We start from the raw sequence: 21,789 nt of genomic DNA, 5'->3' as shown, positions 1-21,789 counted from the left end.
CAGCGAGCACAACACCTCAGACCATGGATCCATCAGTACAACTGGCACCGACCTCATGCTAGCCTCAATCAAGCTCCACCCATCAGCAGATCCGGCCTCAAAGACAACAACCTGTTGAGACACCACAGCTAAAGCCGCATCTCTTCTGAGCTCGGAACGGGACGGCTGAAGCCGTCCCCTTAAGCAAGGCATTCGCGCCACAAGCGCGAATTAAGCAGAGCCGGAGGCTTTACGGGTCGCGGGGCCCCTCAAAGAGGCCTTATCCGCGATTCAAAGTCAAAACCACGACTCTCCGAGCAGCGCCGTAACAACCGGAACCATGTGTCTTAACTGCACGCTGCTGGAACGGTCAAACTTCTACTGCCTCCAGCAGAGCTGGGGCTTCCCCTCGTACTAGCTCTTCACCGCTTCATAGCCGATTGCAAGGCGAGCCTGGGCCCGCTCTGCCAGGTACTGACGGATCCACACAGCCAGCAACAGGCTGAAGACCACCATCGCGACCACCAGTGTGATGAAGTACTGCGCCATCCAGATACGCATCAGCCGATAGGGTGACTGATTCCCCACGTAGTAGACGCGGTCATTCATACCATAGGATTGGAACTTTCCATTTCGCAGAAGGCTGACTGAGCTGCCGATATCGCTCGCCTGGGAGCGTTCCACAAAGACATCCTCGAAGAGTTTCGCTGCACCGTCGTCACGCAATGCGATGAGGACCAGGGAGCGTCCCGGCGATGCCGGCGATTCGATTCCTTCGATGATGGCATCGATACGGCCCCCATCGTTGGAAGGAAGCTCGCGCGTGACGAAGCGCCCCTCAAGCCGTTGCCACAGCTCCTTCAACCGGGCCAGCACTCCTTGTCCCTGCTTCACATGAATGGCATCTCCAACGAAAGTAACCGGCAATGATGTATCCAGCGAGCTGAAGACTGGCTGGCTTTGTACGCTGCCCAGAATCACGTAGTCACGATCTTTACCGAGGACAGCATCCGGCCCGGCGACCTCAACGCGTAACACCGGATATCCGGTCTGGGAGCCGCTGTGACTCATCAGATGCAGGTACAAAGAGATCTCGTTCGCCGTGGGATTCGCCGGCATAATCACGGTTGTCTCTGAGAGATCCGCTCGGCGTGTGAATGGAAATGCCGCATTGGCAAAGAGTTCCAGGTCAGGCAGTCCCGCGTAGTGCGGCAGGTTCCGGATATCCAGCGCCGAGTTGCTCAGAATTTCTCCCTCGGTTGCGGCGCCTACCTTAGTCGGGATGAAGTCAAAGCTGAACTGCAGCGTATTACCAAAGGGACGCATCGCAGCCACCGGCACGACGATCTGCCGTTGCCGATCGACCGTTCCACTTCCCACCGCCAGCGGCGCCTCATTGACCAGCGTTCCGTTCACATAGGTCCGCAACGCCGAACCCGGCCGAATGGTCGCCGCGTTATAGCGGTAGCTCACCAGCATGCGAAGGTTCTGCACCTCTCCGTAGAAGAGATCCGGCGGTACGTGGAAGTAGATCGGGACCGGATGCGAGCCATCCGTCTTGAGAAGGTCTTTGCTGGAGTAATCGGCAAGGCTTACCAACCGATTCGTCGGCATCCAGCGAGGCGCATCGTCAATCTCACGCTGTGGCGGCAGAGACGCGTCGTTGATACGCAGCGTTTCTCCCTCGGGCTGCGACGGCTCTGCCATCCTGCTTGTGGGTGCGCCCTTTCTTTGCGCCAGCCCACGTGCAGCAGCGAGCAATTGGTCCTCGTCGTTCCCGGCGATGATCAACACGGTTCCGTTTGCATCGTAAGGATTTGTCCGTACCGCAACGTACGGTCCGGGCTCCGGCTGCGCGGGTCTAAGGGTTTCGGGTAGCTTCGCAGCGCTGTCGGCAAAGACAACGACGTTTCCACCGCTGAATTGCTCCAGAGACGCTGTATAGCGAATGGGCTTCGGACCGACCTGCATGCCGAACCACGACGCAACCACGCCGGCAGCCTGCAATGTCTTCAAGCCAGGTTGCGACAGAAAAACAAACGGGATGGTAGTGGTCGTCTGCAGATCCCGATCAAGAAAAGGCATCGGTAGCAGACCGATATCATTACGGAAAGGCAAGCTGTCTCCGGTGATCTCAACCGCAGATGTTGCGCCGATCCATCCTTGCACCTGTGCCTTCGCCTGCGCTTCAGTCTGAAAGATGCCGTTGCTGGTGAACTCGAATGTCAGACCATTGCTGCGGATGAGCGTATCGGCCGGAAGGTCGATCTCGGCATAGGCAAAACCACCGGTGTTCACCACCGGAACCTCACCAACATTGCTGTTATTGAGCGATACGCGCAGCATCCCTGGATGAGGCGTGACACCCGGAGCCAGCTTATAGCTGACCTTCAGCACCGCATGACGGGAGACGAAGGTATACGGTAGCGAAAACCCCACGGGATAGTAGCTATGAGGCCCCCGAAGTTCAATACCGCTATCCATCCCCATGTCTTTCAGCGTGATCCGGATGGGCTTTGCGGTACCGGTAACCTGCGCACTCTGAGCCACAGGCGGCGTCTGCGCCTGTGTTGTTGGCAGAGGAACAACAGGGGTGGGCGCAGGAGCGGGCGCCAATGGCTGAACCGGAGTCTGTTTCACCGGTTCCGGCTTAGGAGCTGGAGCGACCGGCACTGGTTGGCGTTTTGGGGTTACAGCTTTCTTCGCTGGAGCAGGAGCCGGCGCCGGCCCATTTCCAACAGCCGGTGGGTGGAAGGTCTGCGGAGGTAACTGAACCTGCGGCGGAGTGAATTGTTGCGGTATCGTTTGGGCGAACCCCATGCCTCCCAGCAGCAAAAGAGCGAAGAGGATGACACCCTTCGAAGCAAACAGGCCGCGCGTCACCTGATATAGCCCGGTAAGGGACAGCCTGGCCACTCGTGCGAAACTGACCAGAGGGCGATCCACCTCAACCTCACGTTCGATGCTGACCCAGGAATCGGCGCGAGAGTACAGTACGCGCGCCAGGGTCTCCTGTTCGACCACGGTCGGGTGATAGAAAGCGATGCGGATTTCCCCAGCGAGAATCGCCAGCACTTTGGCTTTTACCGTGCGGGATTTCGTCTGCATGGGGAAGGACATCTCGAGGATGTCTCCCTTCTCCAGATGTACATTCTCATCCAGCACGATGGAGGCCCCGCCGACCGAGATGTCAAAGGTCGATCCAGCGACCTCGCGTCCATCGGCCAGGCGCGCCCGTATGCCAATCCGCGCTTCGATGCGAACCGCCTTCCGGCGCTGCTTCTGCTCGTGCGCACATGCCGCGGCAACTCCCAGAATGATGACGTTGAACACGATCCATGCCGTATTACTCAACACCGTCCCCGGGTGTCCTGGATCCGTCACAAAATAGCGATAGGGCGCTAATGCCAGTCCGAAAAGGTTCAACAGCAGGAGCCATGTCGTCGGCGCAGCGATGGACCGATCAAATCGCGTCTCCATCAGCGTGCTTCCCTTATCCGTCACATTGAACTTGCCAAGCCTGGGGTTCAGCAGAGCCAGCGTGGTCGGCATCAGGATGTAGGGCGCCAGCACTGTCTCGTAGATCTCATTCCAGAAAGAGTGCCGGTGCGTCCCCTGCACGCGCGAGTTGGTCAGGCTGGAGATGATGAGGTGCGGCAGAGCATACGCGAGAATGGCCACCCAGTAACCGGGAATGATCGTCCGGCTGAAGAGCATATAGACCAGCGGAGCACACAGGAAAACCAGGCGCGGAACCGCGTACATAAAGTGCGCCATGGCATTGAAGTAGCACAGGCGCTGGGTCAGCTTCATGCCGCGGGCCAGCAGCGGGTTATCGGTACGCAGGATCTGGATCATGCCGCGGGCCCAGCGAATGCGCTGTCCTACGTGCGCTGCCAGGGTCTCGGTCGCCAGTCCGGCCGCCATTGCGATGTTGATGTAGGCCGTGTTGTACCCCAGCTTCTGAAGCCGAAGTGAGGTGTGGGCATCTTCGGTCACCGTTTCGGTCGCAATGCCCCCCACTTCATCCAGGGCGCTGCGCCGGATGACAGCACAGGATCCGCAGAAAAACGTCGCATTCCAGAGGTCGTTGCCGTCCTGAATGATGCCGTAGAAGAGCTCGCCCTCATTCGGAATGCTGTGGTACTGGCGCAGATTACGCTCAAACGGGTCCGCCGAGTAGAAGTGGTGCGGCGTCTGCAGCATGGCCAGCTTCTCGTCTTTGAGAAACCAGCCGACGGTCATCTGCAGGAAGCTACGGGTCGGCACGTGGTCGCAGTCGAAGATCGACACCAATGGTGAGTCCATCGTCTCGAGAGCCGTATTGATGTTGCCCGCCTTGGCATGCGTATGCTTTTCCCGGACCTTGTATCCGATTCCCGCCTCTTCGCAGAACAGCCGGTATTCGTCCCGGACACCGTCATCAAGGATGTAAACATGCAGCTTTTCCGGCGGATAGTCGATGTTTAAGGCTGCCAGAGCGGTATACCGGACCAGGGAAAGCGGTTCGTTATAGGTGGGAATCAGCAGGTCGACGTGCGGCCAAAGCTCTTCATCCGCCGGCAGAGGCACGGGACGGCGCTGGAGCGGCCATACCGTCTGCATATAGCCCAGCACCATAATCAGGATGGTGTAGATCTCCGCCGACAGGAGGATCAGCATCAGGACCGAATCGATTTTGTAAGGATTATTGGCCTCGTCCGAGAAGTAATCGATCAACTGCCCGATGCGCCACCAGCCATACCGGCTGGTAATGACGACCGAGAGCAGCATCAAGCTGATGGTCACCACCTTGGAGGTGGAAATACGGTTCATGACAATGGCCGTAACCACCAGTACGGCGCCGAGAATGGCCTGCTTTTGCCAGCTCAGATACAGGCTGATGAACTGGAACGCCAAAAACAGGGCCACAAGGACGATCAGCCAGCGGACTACTCGCATCGAATGCCGTCACTCCAGGGAAATCTGAATGGCCCATTTTGTCCCACATAGGCCACCCGATCCCGCTTTACTTTCCGGGGTATTTCATTCATCACGATACCATCGCTCAGCGAGACCCGGCACTCGGCCACTGCCCTTTGAACAGAAGAAGATGACGGCTAAAATGGAGGACGCTTCTAGATCGAAATAATCGCGTGCACTTTCTTCTTTTCTTCGTGCATCCGCGACCCAAACTGCACATCCAATTGGGTGTTCCAGAAATTATCAGGTTCGTTTTAGAGGAAGCCTTGTATGCGCATCCCCCTTGCAGTAGCCGCAACACTCGTCTCCATTGCCACCGTCGCCACGACAGGGTGCCGCCAGAGCGCTCCGGCGCAGCAGCAGCCCCAGCAGATGCAGGTCATGCCGGTGCAGGTGGCTGCGGTATCGCTGAACCCTGTACCCAATGGCGATACCTATGTGTCCACGATCAAGAGCCGGCGCTCCGCCACTCTGCAGCCGCAGGTAGACGGCAATTTGACCCGCATTCTGGTAAAGAGCGGCGACCATGTGCGCGCCGGCCAGTTGCTGATGACCATCGATCCACTGAAACAGCAGGCCACGGTGGCCTCGACCGCAGGGACGGAAAATCAGAAGAAGGCCGTTCTACAGTACTCCAAGGCGGAGCTGGAGCGTCAGAAGGGCCTTTACGAGGCCGGTGTCGTCTCCAAGCAGGCTTACGAGATCGCTCTGCAGAACTTCCAGAACGCCGAGGGTGACTACAGTGCCTCGCAGGAGAGTACGGCGGCACAGCGCCAACAGTTGGCGTACTACCAGATCCGGGCTCCATTCGACGGCGTTGTGGGCGATATCCCGGTTCACCAGGGCGACTACGTCACCTCCAGCACCGTACTCACCACGGTGGACGAGAACTCACAGCTCGAAGCCTACATCTACATCCCGACGGAACGCGGCGCCCAGGTACGAAACGGCCTGCCCGTTGAGATTCTGGACGATACAGGCAAGTCCCTCGTGAAGTCGAATATCTACTTCCTCTCTCCCCAGGTGGAGAACGGGATGCAGAGCGTTCTGGCCAAAGCTCCAATTCCCAGCTCGGCTCCGGTACGTAATTTCCAGATCGTCAAGGCCCGTGTCACCTGGGATGTCAGCCCCAAGCCTACTGTTCCAGTGCTCGCGATCACCCGTATCAACGGACAGCCGTTCGTGACGGTCGCCGCGCCTCAGGGCAACGGCTACATCGCACATCAGGTCGCGGTCAAAGTCGGCGACGCCATTGGCAACACCTATCCCGTGCTCGAAGGACTTAAACCGGGTGACAAGGTCATCACCTCCGGCCTGCAGTTTCTGGCCGAAGGCATGCCGGTTAAACCGCTCAGCTAACTGCCTCTCCCTTATCGAGGATTACTTCTGTGGTTGAATTTTTTATTCGGCGCCCCATTTTTGCGAGCGTCTGCGCCCTGCTGATCATCCTTGCGGGCGCAGTCTGCATTCCGCAATTGCCCATCTCACTCTATCCGCAGCTGGCACCTCCTCAGGTGACCGTAACCAGTGTCTACATCGGCGCCAACGCACAGACAGTAGAGCACGACGTTACCACCCAGTTAGAGACCGCCATCAACGGTGTCGAGGGTATGCGGTATATGACCTCGTCTTCCGGTAACGATGGCACCAGCAGCATCACCATTACCTTCCAGACGGGCTACGACCTCAACATTGCTGCCGTCGACGTGCAGAACAGGGTTCAGTCGGCACAGGGCGTTCTGCCCCAGGCGGTCAAAAATACCGGCGTCACCATCACCAAGGCGAACCCGAACTTCGTCTTTGCCAGTGGTTTCTACGCGGAAAACAACCGCTACTCGCCGGAGTTCATCTCCAACTACGTCGACCTCTACGTCAAGGATCCTCTGAAGCGTATTACCGGCGTGGGTGACGTGGTCATCTTCGGCGCACGTAAGTACGCCATGCGCCTCTGGATCGACCCGACTAAGCTCGCCGCTCGTAACCTGACCGCTACAGATGTTGTCAGCGCACTGCAGGAGCAGAACGTCGAAGTCGCCGCCGGCGCCGTAGGCGCACCACCGACCGCCGATCCCAACCAGAGCTATCAGATTGCAGTCCGGGCTGTAGGCCGTCTGACGCAGCCCTCGGAGTTCGAGGACATCATCCTTAAGAACACTTCGGCGGGCATTGTGCGCCTGAAAGATGTTGGCCGTGCCGAAGTCGGCGCTGAGACCTACGGCAGCACGCTGAAGTACAGCGGCATTCCGGGTGTGGGTGTCGGTGTTCAGCAGCTTTCAAACGCCAACGCTCTTGCCGTCGATAAAGCCGCGAAAGCCGAACTGGCCCGCCTGTCGAAGAACTTCCCTCCTGGACTGAAGTATGTGATTGCGTTCGATACAACCACGGTTGTTGGCGAGTCGATCAATGAGGTGGTTCATACCCTCATTGAAGCCATCATCATCGTCGTTATCGTCATCTTCCTCTTCCTTTTGGATTGGCGCGCGACCATTATTCCGGCGGTCACCATCCCGGTCTCGCTGATCGGCACCTTCGCTTTCATCAAGATCTTCAACTTCTCCATCAACTCGCTGACGATGTTCGGTATCACCCTGGCTACCGGCCTTGTAGTGGACGATGCCATCGTCGTCATCGAGAACGTACAGCGTCACCTTTCCCATGGAAAGATCAAGGATCCGCACGAAGCGACCTCGGTCGCCATGTCGGAGGTAACAAGCGCCGTCATTGCTACCTCTCTCGTGCTGATCTCGGTGTTTATCCCGGTTAGCTTCTTCCCGGGAACCACGGGCATTCTGTACAAACAGTTCTCGCTCACCATTGCCTTCTCCATCGCCATCTCCGCCTTCAACGCCTTGACGCTCTCTCCGGCGCTGTCGGCGATTCTGCTGCGCGGCGAAGAGGCCAAGTACCACATGCTGGACTGGACACGCATTCCCTTCCTGGCGAAGGGCTACAGCGGGTTCGCTCACGGCATCGATGACTTCATCCTCTGGCTGGGACGTCAGTATGCGAGGTTGATCCATTTCGTGCTCCGCATCCGCTGGGTCATGCTGCTGTTGTTCATCGGCGGTCTGGTTGCAACGGCTGTTGTCTATCGCAGTGTGCCGACAGCCTTCGTTCCGAGCGAAGACCAGAACTACTTCATCATGCAGGTGCTGGCTCCTCAGGGGGCATCTTTGGCCTACACGCAAAACCTTGCCGACCAGGCAGAGGTACTGCTGTCCAAGGAGCCCGAGATCGTAGGCACCTTTGCCGTCATGGGCTTCGGCTTCAGCGGCAATGCCTCCAATCAGGGCCTGATCTTCGCCCCTCTGAAACCGCAGGCAGAACGTAAGGGCGACGAACATCAAGCCTCAGCCATCGTGGCGCGCGTTGCTCCCAAGCTGATGCAGATTCCCGGCGGCATTATCGCTGCCTTCGAGCCACCGCCGATTCAAGGTATCGGCAGCTTCGGCGGATTCCAGTTCGAGCTTCAGGATGAGGGCCGCAACACGCCTGCCGATCTCGATCGCGTGGCACATCAGATCGTAGGCGCGGGCCGCGATCCAAAGTCCGGCCTGACAGGCCTCTATACCTCATTCACGGCGAATGACCCGCAGATCACAGTGGTCATCGACCGTGAGAAGGCAAAGGCCATCGGCGTTCCCTTCTCTGAGATCAACAATGCGCTCGGAGTCTTCATGGGTTCAACCTATGTGAACGACTTCGACTTCAACAACCGCTCGTACCGCGTCTACATCCAGGCCGATGCCAGCTTCCGCAAGAATGCTAAGGACATCCGCCAATACTACGTGCGGTCAAGCACAGGGCAGATGATCTCGCTGGATAACCTGGTCAGTATCCGGGAAGATTCGGGTCCGCAGATCATTTCGCACTACAACCTCTTCCGCTCGGCTGAGATTCTCGGTTCCGCCGCGCCTGGGCTCTCCTCCGGCCAGGGCCTCGAGAACATGCAGAAACTCTTCGAGAAGAACAAGATCCAGGGCATGACTTACTCATGGTCGGGTCTGGCGCTGGAAGAGATTGAATCCTCGGGCAAGGCCATCGTCATCTTCGGCCTCGGCCTGCTGGTGGTGTACCTCACGCTGGCTGCACAGTATGAGTCCTGGGCCCTCCCGTTCATCATCCTTCTGGCTGTACCGATGGCCGTGCTCGGCGCACTTGGACTGATTGCGGCTCGCGGACTTGTGGATGACGTCTATGTGCAGATCGGTCTGGTCATGCTGATCGGGCTCTCTGCGAAGAACGCCATCCTGATCGTCGAGTTCGCAGAACAGCTCCGCGAACAGGGCCGCTCAATTGTCGATGCCGCCATCGAAGCTGCAGAGCTTCGCCTGCGCCCCATCCTCATGACCAGCTTTGCCTTCATCCTCGGCGTACTTCCGCTGGTCTTCGCGGAAGGTGCAGGTAAGTTGGGACGTCACTCCGTCGGCACTGCCATCGTAGGAGGCATGCTGCTCTCGACCGTGCTGAACCTGGTCTTCATCCCCGTGCTGTATGTCTTCATGAGCAGCCTGCTGGCCAGGCTCCGGAAACATGCAACCGTTCGGCATGAGGTTCCGCAACACATGGTCTAACGCTCGAGCATGCCAATTGCCCCGTAATCAGCGGCTCGCCAAAGGCGGGCCGCATTACTTATGGGAAAAACGGGCAAGGCTTGTCCCCAAAGTAACTATTCGAGAGCGCACTCGATACCGATGGTCACTTCAATGAGCACGATAACCCCTTAGTGAATATCAGATGACACGAAAGTTGCAACATAGCCCGTTCAAATCAGCGATTTACGGTGTTAATCTCACTTCAGGTTGTAACGTGCAGAGTCGTTCCCCTGCTCGTTCTATGTGTTTGGATGGCTGTCCTGAGCTGCGCTATTTTACGGAAGCCAAGAGGAATCGCTTGTATGGCAACGACACCAGGAATGATCTCCGATGGTCACGTCTCCCTTGGACGGGATCCGTCTCGCGCGGTTTCGGGATTCGGCATGACCGAGAGTAAGGCGGCTGTCCGTCTTTACTCCAACTCCGCTGTCGCCTGGTTCGATCTGCTGCTTCTCTCCTTCAGCCTCGCCGTTACGACACTGGCAAACTATCGCACTTCAATCGATCCATCACACCTCAAGACGTTCCTCGGCCTTCGCATCTCCATGCGAAACCTGCTCCTGTTTCTCATCTGTCTGGCCGCATGGAGACTCGTCCTCTGGATTGCAGGCCTCTATCGCGCGGCATCGTTCCGGCATCTCTCCAGCCGCATTCTGCTGGCTGGTCTGGGCTGCACGCCCGTTGCTATCTTTGCACTCATCGAACGCTCGACAGGCGGCAACATCATTCGCCCGAGTGCGATGTTCTTTCTGCTGGCAACCGGTTCTATCTATGCCACCCGTGGCTTGCTGAGGATTTCAGCCGGTTACGTTCACAGCTACACACGTGCTCCACGGACTGCGCTGGTCATCGGCAGCGGCCCGTTGGCGCGGAAGCTGCTGCAGGATCTTCCGCATCATCCTCAATGGGACTACCGGGTCATCGGCTTTGTCGATTCAAAACCGCAGCCGGACTCGGAAAAGCGCATCCATGCTCCCTATCTCGGTAAAGTTGCGGCATTGCACGATGTGCTGATGCGTCTTCCTGTAGAAGAGGTCTTCATTGCCCTTCCTCTCAAATCGCATTACGAAGAGATCCAGCGCGTGATCGATTTATGTGAGGCTGCGGGAGTGCAGTCGCAATACCTCACAAACATCTTTACGACCTCCATCACCAAGAAACTCCGCCGCGATCAGGACCGCGTCGTGATGCAGATGGTGCACCACGACAGCCGGCGGTTCCTCAAGCGGGCATTCGATGTTGTAGCCTCGCTGCTGGGGATCATTATCCTCTCTCCTCTTTTTCTGCTGGTCGCCATTGCGGTCAAGCTCACCAGCAAAGGGCCGATCATTTTCAAGCAGACGCGTTATGGTCTCAACAAGAATCCATTCTCCATGTACAAGTTCCGCAGCATGGTGGTGGATGCTGAGAGCCAGCAGTCGAAGCTCGAACACCTGAATGAAACCTCCGGTCCCGTCTTCAAGATCAAGCGCGATCCACGCATTACGCCACTTGGAGCGTTGCTTCGCAAGACTTCGATCGACGAGCTGCCCCAGTTGTTCAATGTCTTACTCGGCGATATGTCTCTGGTTGGCCCGCGCCCCCTGCCCACACGAGATGTCAGCCGGTTCTCTGACCTGAGCCTGATGCGCCGGTTCTCCGTAAAGCCGGGAGTGACAGGTCTGTGGCAGGTCTCAGGACGATCGAACCTCGACTTCGACGGCTGGATCGCCCTGGATCTCCGTTACATCGACACATGGACGCTGATGCTCGACTTGCGCATTCTCCTGATGACCCTACCGGCGGTGCTCAAGGGGCGCGGAGCTTCTTAGTCCTACAGTCGAAATATCCGGTATGCTTCCAGCCATGGATCGCCGCCACTTTCTTGCCATCGCCGGCGCCTTCGGCCTCAGAATGCACGCACAGGTGCCTGGTCTGCCTGCGGGAACCACCCGGCCTGACGTTGCAGCTCTCGATCATGACCGCATCCTCCGTCTGGCGGGGATCTATCTTCAACACAAGCCCTCGACCATCACAGCTTTTCCGGCGGAACGATCTCAGGGAACGCCGAACGACTTCTACTCCGAAGATCCCGAGTGGTTTCCCGACGTCGATCCGGAGAAGCCCTGGGTACGACATCAGGGCGAGCGCAATCCGAATGCATTTCATGCTCACGGAGATGCCCTGCTGCGCATGGCACAGGTGATTCCGGCATTTGCCGCAGCGTGGCTGATCACCAAAGACGCGAAGTATATCAGCGCTGCCCTTCTCCATCTGCGGGCGTGGTTTCTGACTCCGGAGACCCGTATGAATCCGTCGCTGAACCATGGGCAGGCGATTCAAGGCGTGGCCGAGGGACGGGCTACCGGGATCCTCGAAACTACATATCTCGTCGAGGTTGTCCGGGCCATCAGCTTTCTGGCGACCGCGGAAGATTTTCCGGAGACGGATCTCAAGGGACTTCGCTCCTGGTTCGCGGACTACGCACACTGGATGTACGATTCCACCCTCGGTCAGGGAGAGCGGGATACGCGTTCCATCCACGGCATCTGCTGGGTTGCACAGGCCGGCGAATACTCTCGCTTCGCCAATATCGCCACCATCTCCGGATACTGCCTGCGCCGCTTCCGCGAGGTCCTGCTGACGTTGATCTCACTGGATGGCAACTTCCCGGCAGCGCTGGCAAGCCCCGCCCCTTACGCCAACTCCATCTTTCACCTGGAGTGCCTTGCGCTGGCCTGCGAGGTACTCTCCACACCCTTCGAATCGCAGTGGACCTTCCAGACCAGCGATGGAAAAAGTTTGCGTTCCGCCGTCGCATTTCTGGCTCCGTCGCTCGAGAGCAAGCAGCAGTGGCGCTATCCCGCTGACGCGCAGAACTTTCGCGACCTCCCGCTCCGTCCTCTCTCGCTTTATCTGGCCGGACGCGCCTACCAGAGGCCGGAATACACGGCGATCTGGAAGGCTCTGCCCCCGGATCCAGCCGATCTCGACAATCTTGCGCTGCTGCGGCTCTATCCTGCGCGGCAGCCGTTGCTGTGGTCCCGCCGCGTCCCCGGCGTTTAAGCTCGATCGAACGGGGACCCCGGTCTTCAGCGTTTCCACCCGGGTGCCCCACCCTCGCAACGCTAGGGTGGGTTAAGCTACCCATCATTTCTAACAGCGATGAAAACCGAATTTATCGTTCCGTTTAAATAAAACGGAGCGCTCGTAGCGCTCCGTTTTCAACACTCAGCCCATCTACCGTTCGCGGAAGCTCTTCACGACCTGCATATACTCGCGCGCCTTGGTGGTCACACCGCCATTTTCAAGGCCGCGCTCGTCCATCAGGTCAGCGCCAACTCCCAGGCCAAACGCACCGGCTGAGAGAAAGTCCTGTGCCGTATCGACCGTAACGCCACCGGTCGGAATCATCTCGATCTGCGGCAGCGGAGCCTTCAGGCTGCGCAGATACTTCGCTCCCCCCATTGCTCCCGCTGGAAAGACCTTAACCACGTCAGCACCGGCCTGCCACGCAGTCACGATCTCGGTCGGCGTCAGCGCACCGGGAAATACCGCAATATCCATCTCGCGGCAGTACTGCACCGTACGCAGATTCAACGCGGGGCTCACAACGAACTGCGCGCCCTCTGCAATGCACATCTTCGCCGTCTCCGGATCGAGCACCGTGCCTGCACCGATAAGCATCTGCGGGTCTTCCTTGACGAGGGTGCGGATCACGCTCACAGCATCCGGCACCGTCATCGTGACCTCCATGACGATCACACCGCCCTCGGCTGCGGCCCGTGCCATGCGCACGGCTTTCTCCGGACTGCTGGCGCGCAGCACCGGCACCAGACAAGCCTCACGAATCCTGTTAAGAATCTCCTGCTTTGCAGCCATTTATCGCTTCACTCCTGCGCCGTCACCGGCCATTAGACCTTCTACCTCGGCCAGTGTCGCCATCGAGCTGTCGCCCGGCGTCAACATGGCCAGCGCCCCATGCGCCACACCACAATCAAGCGACCACTTCAGATCGCGTCCCATCAACAAGCCGTAGATCAGGCCGGAGGCAAATGAGTCGCCACCTCCCACGCGGTCAAAGATCTCGAGGTTGTTGTACCGTATTCCCTCGGCGACTTTGCCGTTGGCATAGCCGAAAGCGCCCCAGTCATTGCAGCTGGCTGAGTGCACACGGCGCATCGTCGTCGCCAGGACCTTTAATCCCGGGAAGTGGCGAATCACGTTCTGCGCCATCTCACCGAAGCTCTCGATCGTATGCCAGGCCGGTCCCTGCGACGATTTCCCGAGCTCCGCGCTCAAGTCTCCGTCGTGCCCGAAGAAGACATCGACATGCTCGGCGAGCATGCGGTTTACTTCCACCGCAGCGCGCCGCCCACCACGCTCCTTCCATAGCGAAGGCCGATAGTTGGCGTCGAAGGAAACCACGACTCCGTGACGCTTGGCGGCGAGCATCGCTTCCAGCACCACCGCGGTCGAGTGTTCACTCAGAGCAGCCATCACGCCGCCAGTGTGGAACCAGCGGGCATATGTGAAGATCGCATCCCAATCGATCTCACCGGGCTTTACCTGGGAAATAGCGGTATGTCCACGATCCATCATGCCGACCGCGCCGCGACGGCCGAAGCCACGTTCCAGAAAGTAGATGCCGTTGCGCGACTCGCGGCCAATGCTGTCGAACTTCGACCAGAGGACGTACCGCAGATCGACGCCACCCTGCAGCATCAGGTCTTCCACCAAGCGCCCAACAGGATTATCGACGAGTGCGGTCACGATCGCCGTCTTCATCCCGAAGCAGCGGCGCAGGCCGCGGGCGACGTTATACTCGCCTCCGCCTTCCCAGACCGTAAAGTTGCGGGTTCGCGCAATCCGCGTCTCGCCTGGATCGAAACGCACCATCACTTCACCGAGAGACACCAGGTCATGTCCGGTCTCAGTCACCGGCTTGATCGAGACAATCATTTATCGCAGGTCCGCAATCGTGAGTGCATCCATATCGTCATAACGCTGGTTCTCACCGCCCATACCCCAGCAGAAACCGTAGCTCTTGGTGCCGACTCCGGCATGAATTGACCAGCCGGGCGAGATCGCCACTTCGTGATTTGCAACCACCAGGTGCTTGGTCGACGTTGCCGGTCCCATCAGATGCAGCACGCGATGTCCCGCGTCCACATCGAAGTACATGTACACCTCGCTGCGGCGCATGTGCGTATGCGGCGGCATGGTGTTCCAGTTCGAGCCCGGCTCCAGCAGAGTAAAGCCCATCACGAGCTGGCAGCTACGAATGCCTTCAAGATGAATGGCCTTGTAGATCTTGCGATGATTACAGGTCTCAAGCGCGCCCAGCTCTACCGGCTTCAGGTCGGCGAACTTCACCATCGCCGTCGGCCACTCCGCATGAGCCGGATAGCTCAGCAGATAAAAGGCCGCCGGAGTATCAGCACTCTTACTGGCAAATGTCACCTGCTTCGATCCACGGCCGGCGTAGAGGCAATCCAGCTTGTCCAGCGCGAACTCAGTACCGTCAATCGTCACTACACCCGGGCCGCCAACATTCAGGATGCCCAGCTCGCGCCGCTGGCAGAAGAACTCCGCCCGCAGCTCCGCCGGGCAGGGCAGTTCCAATGCGCCGCTGGCAGGAACCGCAAATCCAACCACGGTACGATCCAGATCTATATATCTCAGTTCCAGCGAGCCCGGTATGGCCAGCTCATCCGCGAGAAACGACTCCCGTATCTCATTCGTCGTCATGCGCTCATAGCGCACAGCATCCGCAACCTGCAGCAGCTTCATTACTCTTTCACCTTGATGACATAGTAGAGCAGCGTCTTACCCGGAGTCAGCACGGCCTGGTGCGGAGTCTTCGGTTGAAGGTGGAAAACGTCCCCTTTCTTCAGTGCGATTTTCGTTCCGCCCTCAATCCCCGAACCGCTCAGCTCGCCAGGTTTGCCGTCGATTGGGTGCTGATCTTTCAGCTTTCCACCCACCAACATGGTGAATTCGCCATCGAGGACAACGAAAAAATCGCTCCACTCCTCGTGATACTCCGGTGTGCCGGTCTTAGCGCGCGCCGCAAGCATCGTCTTGTGATTTCCGTAGTCTTTTAACGTCTCACTATAGGCACCGGTCTCGGCGGTTCTGGCCTTAGCCAGGAATTCTCTTCCTCGCGAAGCCAGGGCTCCTGCCGCGTCTACCGTTGCTGGACCGAACTCCTGTGCACTCACAGGCAGCGCCATCAACAGCGCCGCCGCCGTCATTGCCACAATTTTCATATACGGAATCCTATTTTTACCCACCCACCTTATCAGAACTGGCGCCAGAGCATTTTCCCTGCCGGTGTAGTGTAGGGCTTCCGCACCTATGGGCGTTTTCCGCAATGAAAACGCCGCTGCACTCTTCTTCCGGAATACCCAGCAACAGGGAAAATGCTCTACCACTTCCCGATTTCCCGTAATCTATTGCCAGACCCATGCCAGTACTTGATCATTTTCGTCTCGACAACAAAGTAGCTCTTGTCACCGGCGCCTCTGCAGGAATCGGCGCCTCTGTCGCCCAGGCGCTTGCTGAGGCCGGAGCCACAGTCGCCTGCCATGGCAACTCGCGCCCGGCAGAAGCCACCGCCGCCTCCATTGGCGGCAGCGCTGCCGCCTTCCAGGCCGATCTCTCTTCAACCGAAGGTGCGCAACAACTCTTCGATCAGGTCACGGCAAAGTTTGGCCACATCGACATTCTGATCAATAACGCCGGCACCATTATCCGGCACGAAGCTGTCGACTATCCCTTTGAAGACTGGCAGCGCGTCATCCAGATCAATTTGAACTCTGTCTTTCAGCTCTCGCAGCTAGTCGGCCGTGCGCTCATCGAACGCAAAGCTCCAGGCAAGATCGTGAACATCGCTTCGCTGCTTTCCTTCCAGGGCGGCATCCGCGTGCCTGCGTACGCCGCCAGCAAAGGCGCCGTGGCACAGCTCACCAAGGCCCTGGCAAACGAATGGGCGCCGCGCGGGATCCAGGTCAACGCAATCGCTCCCGGCTATATCGCGACCGACAATACACTGCCTCTGCGTAATGACGAGACCCGTAACCGCCAGATCCTCGAGCGCATCCCGACCGGCCGCTGGGGTGATCCGGAAGACATCGCCGCTACCGCGGTCTTCCTCTCCAGCCCTGCCGCCAACTACATCACCGGCACCGTACTGAATGTCGATGGCGGATGGCTCGCACGTTAAGGAAACATTCCCCTCTATGAAAAAAGGAGCGCCATTGGCGCTCCTTTTCTACTGCATCACAGAACCTTACTGATTCACGCCGCTGGCCAGGAAGCCGCCGTCGACCACTACAATCTCGCCGGTGATAAACGAAGCAGCATCGCTTGCCAGGAAGATCGCCGCACCAACCAGCTCTTCGGTCTTACCGAAGCGGCCCATCGGCGTACGCATCTTAAGCTCCTGTCCACGCGGGGACTCATCAAGCAGCTTCGCATTCAGGTCTGTGCGGAAGACACCCGGAGCAATCGCATTCACGGTAACGCCCAGCGACGACCACTCCACCGCCAGCGAACGAGTCAGCGCGCCCACCGCAGCCTTGCTGGCCGCATAGGCGGAGACTTCCTTCAGGCTGACAAAGGTGTTCAGCGAGGCGATGTTGACGATGCGACCGTAACCGCGCTCCAGCATGTGCTTGCCGAAGATCTGGCAGGCGCGTAGGGTGCCGGTCACATTGGTGCTCATAATGTCGTCCCAGGTCTCTTCGGGAACCGTCAGCGTGGGCTCGCGCTTGATCTTGCCGGCGCAGTTGATCAGGATGTCCACCTTGCCGAACTCCGCCAGAGTCTTGTCGGCGAGCGTCTGCAGCGTCGCACGATCATTTACGTCCGTCGGAACACGCAGAGAACGGCGGCCCAGCGCCTCAATCTTCGCGGCAACCTCGTCTACCTGCTCCTGGCGCCGCGAGCTCGCCACTACATCCGCGCCGGCCTCAGCCAGGCCCAGCGACATTGCCAGGCCAATGCCCGACGTTCCTCCCACCACCACGGCAGTCTTACCCGTGAGATCAAACAGCTTGTGCCCCATCTTTCCCTCCTACTTCACCTTGCTCAAAATCTCGTCTACGACCTGATCTACGGGCCTGTCATTCGTCACGATAACAGCATCGGACGGGCGCTCCAGCGTAGCCAACTGACTGTCCAGCAGCTTCGGATTCATGTACTCATGCTTACGCGCCGCCAAGCGCTCCGTAAGCGTCTCCTTCGGAAGATCCAGTAACACAAACTGTACCGTCCCTTCCGGCATACCCTGGCTCAGGGTGACGCGGTACTTGTCCTTCAGAGCGGAGCACGCCAATATGCCGCTGCTTTCCTGCTCGTGCCACTCACGCATCAGTTCATTCAACCGCTCCAGCCAGGGTTGGCGATCGTCGTCATTCAGCGGCTGACCCGACGCCATCTTTGCCTTGTTCGCAGGCGGATGATAGTCATCCGCATCGGCGAACGGGCAATGCAACCGTTCGGCCAGCGTATGACCGATTGTCGACTTGCCTGCTCCCGAAACTCCCATCAAAACCAGAATCATCTTCGCCTCAACAAAAAACGCGGCATCTGTTCTGCCGCGCTCTTTGTATTTTCTTCTTTTTAAGCGCCCAGGAACACCGGACGGATGTGCCGCTCCCACAGGTTCTCGGTCACGTTCTTGGCGACGATCTCCTCGTTCGCCTCCAGCGCCTCCAGGTAACGCGGCCCCATCTTCGCCGCCACCTTGAAGCCAACGTGAATCAACTGACGGAAGTTCGCGTTGTACAGAGGATTGCTCTGCACGTGACGCAGCGCACCAACGAACTGCTCGCTCGTCCAGCCATTCACCTCTTCCACTGAAGGAAGCTTTTCCTTCTTGATATCGATGACGGTGGCATATGGCGCCATCAGCTCATCGGCATGTGAGAAGGCCTCGGCATACACTTCCTTGGCAATCGCCAGGCCCGAACCGCCGGCCTCGGCTAGACCAATTACCTCTTCCAGCCAGGTGGTGCCGGCCGTCTTGAGATGAACACCCGCGCCGGTCTTGGTCACCGCGTTGTGAATCGCGGCATAGATCGAGAACTTATCCGAACCAGAGTGAACACTCAGCTTCAGGTTCTCCGGCAGGCCGTAGTTCTTCACAGCGAAGGCGATCGCGGCCAAGTCTTCTTCAAACTCGCGGCTGAACTGCGCAACATCGCCCACGTATTCGACGCCCTTGTTGAAGCGGCCGGTAAACTTCGGAGCGATGGTCTGGATCGGAACCTTCTCGTCTGCAATGGCAGCCAGGATGATCAACAGCTCCACCGGAGTCTGCGGCAGGTCAGTCTCATCCATCGAGATCTCAGGGACGAACTTGCCCTCGCCTTTCGCCTCCAGGATGGCGCGATAGATCTTTCCGGCCTCCTGCACGGCGCCGAGAAACTTATTGGCGACACCACGGACAAAGGCCTCATCGGTACGGAACGGCTCAGCGATACCGGGAATGTTCACCGTTCCCACCAGCTCCGGATGACGCGCCACAAATGCATCGACATCAGCAGCAGCCGCAGGCTTGCCGATATCGTCCGCAACGTCGATGGTGAAAAAGTCACAGGGAGCCACAAAGCGGCCCATCGTCTTCAGATTGATATGATCCGCGTCGAGGAAGTAGGGCTTATCCCAGCCCAGCGCCTTTACGGCGGCATCGGCGGCGGCACGCGTCTGCGAAGGCTCACTGCCGATGATGGTGTGCTCACGGTTCGATTTGTTCCATACCGGCACCACCTCCACACCGGCCTTAGCTGCATTCACGCAGGCCTGAAGCTGCGCCTTTGCCTGGTGGGCGAACCGATCGCCGGTACCGATCGAAAACTGTGGAAGCCGCAATACGTCACTCATCGAACTAATTCCCTCATTTCCCTAACTGGTCGAACCAATTTTACGACACCAAGCATATCAAACGAAAAGCGGCCCCGTGATTAGGGTGAGGAAACTCGTATTCCACATAGAGCCAAGAAAACGCTTTCGAAGAGGTAAAACCACTTCAAATACCGTATTCCGGAACGTTATTGCCGAAAACGACCACGAGAAAAGGCCGGCCGAATGCCGGCCCTCCTCCTGTCGAGGCTCCCTTACAGCTTGTACGCCTTGCGGACCAGGTTCACCGTCAGATCCTGGGCGACTTCGAAGGCTTCCTGCTCTTCAAGACGATGCTCGGCTACCAGCCTCGCCAGGAAAGCGCAGTCGATGCGCCGCGCTACGTCGTGACGTGACGGAATCGAAAGGAAGGCGCGCGTATCGTCATTGAAACCAACCGTGTTGTAGAAGCCGGCAGTCTCTGTCACCTGCTCGCGGAAGCGGGTCATGCCTTCCGGCGAGTCGTGGAACCACCACGCCGGGCCCAGCCGCAGGCACGGATAGTGTCCTGCGAGCGGAGCCAACTCACGGCTGTAGGTCGTCTCGTCGAGCGTGAACAGAATGAACGTGAACCCGGGCTCATTGCCGTACTTATCCAGCAGGGGACGCAGGTTGCGGACATACTCCGTCGGCGACGGAATATCTGCGCCCTTGTCGCGGCCGAATTTCTTGTAGATACCGAGATTGTGATTACGCACAGAGCCTGGATGCAGCTGCATCACCAGACCATCTTCCACACTCATGCCGGCCAGTTCGGTCAGCATCTGCGCCTGGAAGAGCTCGATCTCCTTCGCATTGGCCGTCCCCGCATGGATCTTCGCATACAGAGCGCTCGCCGCGGCCTCGCCCAGATCGGCCGTCATCGCTGTCAGGTGGCCGTGGTCGGTCGCGGTAGCGCCCATCTCGATGAAGAAACGGCGGCGGGCACGCAGCGCAGCCAGATATCCCTTGTAGTTCGAGGTGTCCTCGCCCGTCAGCTCACCCAGCTTCTTCAGATTGCCCTGGAAGTCGGCATACTCGGCGTCAACCACCGCATCGGGTCGGAAGGTCGGGACCACACGGCCCTTCCATCCGGATTCGCGGATGGCTTTGTGATATTCGAGGCTATCGAGCGGAGAATCTGTCGTGGCCAGCGTCTCAATGTTGAACTTCTCGAAGAGGGCACGTGGCCGGAACTCAGGTGTCTGTAGCTTCGCCGCAATCGTGTCATAGAACGCATCGGCGTTCTTCTCGGTCAGCAGCTCGGTGAGGCCGAACTGCTTTTCGAGAGTGTAGTCCAACCACATACGCGTCGGCGTGCCGCGGAAGAGGTAGTAGTGCCTCGCGAAGATCCGCCACACCTCACGTGAGTCCGCCTTGTGCTTGCCGTCGACCTGCGGCACACCCAGGCTCTCCAGCTTGACGCCCTGCGAGTACAGCATGCGAAAGACGTAGTGATCCGGCTGAATCAGCAACGCTGCCGGATCAGGAAACGCCGGATCCTCGGCAAACCAGCGCGGATCAGTATGGCCATGCGGAGAGATGATGGGCAGGTCCCGCACCGTCTCATAGAGCTTCTCTGCGATCTTTCGTACACCCGGCTCCGCCGGGAACAAACGTGCTTCATTCAGCATTTGTTCATCCTCACAACAAACAGCCTATCAAGTCCATACAGCTCCGTCGTCCAGGGACTCCCATCAGGAGGATTAACTTGCGCCTCATACGCATGCCCTAGAAACTAGGGACATGACATCCCTCGTCCGAGAACATCTCAACGGAACCGCCGCCACCATCCAGAAGGTTCTGGCCGACGAAGCCATCTTATCGACAGTCGCCGCGGCAGCAGAAGCGACAGCCGCCTCCATGCTAAAAGGGGGCAAGCTCCTGGTCGCGGGCAACGGAGGCTCCGCCGCCGATGCACAGCATCTGGTAGCCGAGTTCGTCTGCCGGCTTGTCCATGACCGCGCCGCGATGCGCGCTGTGGCCCTGACTGTCGACAGCTCCAATCTGACGGCAATCGGCAACGATCTTGGTTTCGATCGCCTGTTCTCTCGTCAAATCGAAGCCCTTGGAGCCGAAGGTGACGTCTTCTTTGGAATCTCGACCTCTGGTAATTCCCCGAACATCCTTTCGGCGATTGACGAAGCGAAGAAGCGCGGCATGCTCACCATCGGCTTCACCGGCAAAGATGGGGGCCGCATGACCGGGCTGTGCGACTTTACCGTAACGATTCCCTCCTCCATCACCGCCCATATCCAGGAGTGCCATCTGGCCCTCGAGCACGTCTTCTGTGCGATGACCGAACGGTGCTACTTCGAAGGCCAGAAGCAGAGCTAGGGTGTATCGACAAATTCGAGATAGCCCATACTCTGGGTGCCCCATCCAT

15 protein-coding genes and 1 pseudogene are annotated in these 21,789 nt (G+C 58.5%); 7 read left to right on the top strand and 9 right to left on the bottom strand.

The window, feature by feature from the left end; genetic code table 11:
- Positions 1-132 (top strand): annotated as a pseudogene (locus tag OHL21_RS03890) (IS481 family transposase); the annotation flags it as partial.
- Between the two features lie 261 nt (positions 133-393).
- Here OHL21_RS03890 and bcsA read toward each other — a convergent pair.
- Positions 394-4,920, bottom strand: coding sequence for a UDP-forming cellulose synthase catalytic subunit (bcsA, locus tag OHL21_RS03885; RefSeq protein ID WP_263415929.1), 4,527 nt, complete (start codon positions 4,918-4,920; stop codon positions 394-396).
- 291 nt (positions 4,921-5,211) lie between these two features.
- Here bcsA and OHL21_RS03880 point away from each other — a divergent pair, with 291 nt between their 5' ends.
- The 4 genes from OHL21_RS03880 to OHL21_RS03865 all read left to right on the top strand — a co-directional run bounded on the left by OHL21_RS03880 (position 5,212) and on the right by OHL21_RS03865 (position 12,581).
- Positions 5,212-6,300, top strand: a complete 1,089-nt coding sequence (locus OHL21_RS03880) for an efflux RND transporter periplasmic adaptor subunit (protein WP_263415928.1) — start codon at positions 5,212-5,214, stop codon at positions 6,298-6,300.
- A 29-nt stretch (positions 6,301-6,329) separates the two neighbouring features.
- On the top strand, positions 6,330-9,515 hold the full coding sequence (locus OHL21_RS03875) for an efflux RND transporter permease subunit (protein WP_263415927.1): 3,186 nt from the start codon (positions 6,330-6,332) through the stop codon (positions 9,513-9,515).
- 323 nt (positions 9,516-9,838) lie between these two features.
- Positions 9,839-11,347, top strand: a complete 1,509-nt coding sequence (locus OHL21_RS03870; RefSeq protein ID WP_263415926.1) for a sugar transferase — start codon at positions 9,839-9,841, stop codon at positions 11,345-11,347.
- A gap of 22 nt (positions 11,348-11,369) precedes the next feature.
- A complete protein-coding gene (locus tag OHL21_RS03865; RefSeq protein WP_263415925.1) occupies positions 11,370-12,581 on the top strand; it encodes an alginate lyase family protein in 1,212 nt (403 codons plus the stop codon).
- Positions 12,582-12,755: 174 nt separating this feature from the next.
- Here the strand turns inward: OHL21_RS03865 and OHL21_RS03860 are convergent, their stop codons facing one another.
- Genes OHL21_RS03860 through OHL21_RS03845 form a run of 4 tightly spaced genes read right to left on the bottom strand, consistent with a single transcriptional unit; the run spans position 12,756 to position 15,787 of the window.
- The gene (locus OHL21_RS03860; RefSeq protein ID WP_263415924.1) at positions 12,756-13,397 is read right to left on the bottom strand and encodes a bifunctional 4-hydroxy-2-oxoglutarate aldolase/2-dehydro-3-deoxy-phosphogluconate aldolase; all 642 of its coding nucleotides are present in this window, start codon (positions 13,395-13,397) and stop codon (positions 12,756-12,758) included.
- Positions 13,398-14,477, bottom strand: a complete 1,080-nt coding sequence (locus tag OHL21_RS03855; protein ID WP_263415923.1) for a sugar kinase — start codon at positions 14,475-14,477, stop codon at positions 13,398-13,400.
- Positions 14,478-15,308, bottom strand: a complete 831-nt coding sequence (kduI, locus tag OHL21_RS03850) for a 5-dehydro-4-deoxy-D-glucuronate isomerase (RefSeq protein ID WP_263415922.1) — start codon at positions 15,306-15,308, stop codon at positions 14,478-14,480.
- The gene (locus tag OHL21_RS03845) at positions 15,308-15,787 is read right to left on the bottom strand and encodes a cupin domain-containing protein (RefSeq protein WP_263415921.1); all 480 of its coding nucleotides are present in this window, start codon (positions 15,785-15,787) and stop codon (positions 15,308-15,310) included. The genes kduI and OHL21_RS03845 overlap by 1 nt, the downstream gene beginning before the upstream one ends.
- 197 nt (positions 15,788-15,984) lie before the next feature.
- Here OHL21_RS03845 and OHL21_RS03840 point away from each other — a divergent pair, with 197 nt between their 5' ends.
- Positions 15,985-16,743, top strand: coding sequence for a glucose 1-dehydrogenase (locus tag OHL21_RS03840; RefSeq protein ID WP_263415920.1), 759 nt, complete (start codon positions 15,985-15,987; stop codon positions 16,741-16,743).
- Positions 16,744-16,809: 66 nt separating this feature from the next.
- Here OHL21_RS03840 and OHL21_RS03835 read toward each other — a convergent pair whose 3' ends face one another.
- The 4 genes from OHL21_RS03835 to uxaC all read right to left on the bottom strand — a co-directional run bounded on the left by OHL21_RS03835 (position 16,810) and on the right by uxaC (position 21,037).
- Positions 16,810-17,586, bottom strand: a complete 777-nt coding sequence (locus OHL21_RS03835; RefSeq protein WP_263415919.1) for an SDR family NAD(P)-dependent oxidoreductase — start codon at positions 17,584-17,586, stop codon at positions 16,810-16,812.
- 9 nt (positions 17,587-17,595) lie between these two features.
- Positions 17,596-18,084 carry a gluconokinase gene (locus OHL21_RS03830; protein ID WP_263415918.1) on the bottom strand — a complete coding sequence of 163 codons (489 nt, stop codon included), beginning with the start codon at positions 18,082-18,084 and terminating at the stop codon, positions 17,596-17,598.
- Between the two features lie 59 nt (positions 18,085-18,143).
- A complete protein-coding gene (locus OHL21_RS03825; protein ID WP_263415917.1) occupies positions 18,144-19,406 on the bottom strand; it encodes a tagaturonate epimerase family protein in 1,263 nt (420 codons plus the stop codon).
- A gap of 233 nt (positions 19,407-19,639) precedes the next feature.
- Entirely contained in the window at positions 19,640-21,037 is a 1,398-nt protein-coding gene (uxaC, locus tag OHL21_RS03820; protein WP_263415916.1) for a glucuronate isomerase, read from the bottom strand.
- 112 nt (positions 21,038-21,149) lie between these two features.
- On the opposite strand from uxaC, the gene OHL21_RS03815 reads away from it, so the two are divergent.
- The gene (locus OHL21_RS03815; protein ID WP_263415915.1) at positions 21,150-21,740 is read left to right on the top strand and encodes a D-sedoheptulose-7-phosphate isomerase; all 591 of its coding nucleotides are present in this window, start codon (positions 21,150-21,152) and stop codon (positions 21,738-21,740) included.
- Positions 21,741-21,789 lie beyond the last annotated feature (49 nt).

Source organism: Terriglobus albidus (genome assembly GCF_025685425.1).
GTDB classification, from domain to species: domain Bacteria; phylum Acidobacteriota; class Terriglobia; order Terriglobales; family Acidobacteriaceae; genus Terriglobus; species Terriglobus albidus.
The sequence above is the reverse complement of the archived record's forward strand: the minus strand, read 5'-3'. Positions and strand labels throughout refer to the sequence as shown.